This window comes from Aquimarina addita (assembly GCF_039539305.1).
GTDB lineage: Bacteria > Bacteroidota > Bacteroidia > Flavobacteriales > Flavobacteriaceae > Aquimarina > Aquimarina addita.
This window is the reverse complement of the sequence record NZ_BAABCW010000063.1, coordinates 1-1,347: the sequence shown is the minus strand read 5'-3', so window position 1 is coordinate 1,347 and position 1,347 is coordinate 1. Positions and strand designations below refer to the sequence as shown.

At 35.3% G+C, this 1,347-nt stretch carries 3 protein-coding genes; all 3 read left to right on the top strand.

Annotated features, from left to right (window positions below):
- Positions 1-705 (top strand): hypothetical protein (locus tag ABD816_RS22130; protein ID WP_344931091.1); only part of this gene is annotated, 705 nt, incomplete at its 5' end.
- Between the two features lies 1 nt (position 706).
- Positions 707-1,072: a hypothetical protein gene (locus ABD816_RS22125; protein ID WP_344931090.1), complete on the top strand. Its 366-nt coding sequence runs from the start codon at positions 707-709 to the stop codon at positions 1,070-1,072.
- Positions 1,069-1,347: RNA 2'-phosphotransferase (locus tag ABD816_RS22120; protein WP_344931089.1), on the top strand; the 279-nt coding region annotated here is incomplete at its 3' end. The genes ABD816_RS22125 and ABD816_RS22120, both read left to right, overlap by 4 nt.

Here is a 1,347-nt window from a genome sequence, read left to right as displayed (position 1 = left end):
GCGTGGAGAAAAATGTTTGATCTCGGGGATGCTATCCCAGATGCGATAAAAAGACATCCAGATGTACTTAGCAAAACCCAGAATTGGAGTGATGATTTATACAGTAAGCTTGGTAAAGTTAAAGATAGAAACCCGACTTTCTTTGATAGGGTAAACGACAATCCCCAAATACTAGAATTTTTTGAAGAAGGATCGTCAATCATAAGTAATAAATCAGGTAATCTAAAAGCAGTTGATCTTGATATGTATGCTCTTGATAGGTCTAGGAAATTATCTCCAGATGTAACCCCAATAATTGATGACGCTACACTAGGATATGTTCAGAATACAACGAGAAAAAATCTAGCTGATATGAATATCAATGCTCAATCGGGGAAAATTAGGGATGCAAATGGTAATGTACTTAATACTGATAATGTGAATGGCGAAGGATTAATGTATGTGATTGATGAGTCTGATAATATTATAATAGGTGGTCGTGGGGGAACAAATAGCTACCCACATCCAACTTTAATAGGAGGTGTCAATCCAAATGTTAAAAGTGCAGGAATGATCAGATTTAAAGATGGTCGTGTTTTAGAAATAAATAATAACTCGGGTCATTTTAAGCCTTCAAACAGTGTTTTGCAACAGGCAGAACAGATATTTAGGCAAAAGATGCCTACAAACTCTTTTGACTCTGGGTTTAAAGTAACGAGTTTTTAAAATGGAGTATTTTGTAGGGAAAATAGGTTGGATAAACAGAACGAAAGTAGATCGTACCCTCCCTCTGGAAACTTTGGAAAAACCACACCAATGTATACGTTCTTTAGGGGATAAGTTAATGATTGATGTTGATGGAGATGAAATCGAAGTTCCTTTAAATGCTTTTTATACTGTTTCTTCTGAATTAAAGTTCAAGCCATATGAAAAAGTTAAATACTTATCGAGTAAAGGGAAACTAGGTTACGGTGTGATAGTGGAGATTCATTTCCATATAAATAAAAATGAGTACTTCTACTTTTTAGAGGTAAATGGAGTCATGAAAACTAGACGTTACTTCGAAGAAGACCTACAAAAGATAGAAGAATGAATCTAGTAGAATTAAGTAAAACGGTATCCCATGCCTTACGGCATGCCCCAGAGAAATATGATCTTAATTTAGATGATGAAGGTTGGGTAGAAACCAATCTATTGTTGAAGTCTCTTGGAGAAAAGAATCCAGAATGGCAAAGCCTTAGAGTAGAAGACTTACAACATATGGTCAATCAATCCGAGAAAAAACGGCATGAATTAGAAGGAGAATATATCCGTGCTATTTATGGTCATTCGGTAGATGGTAAGTTTAGAAAGGATAATCAAAAGCCA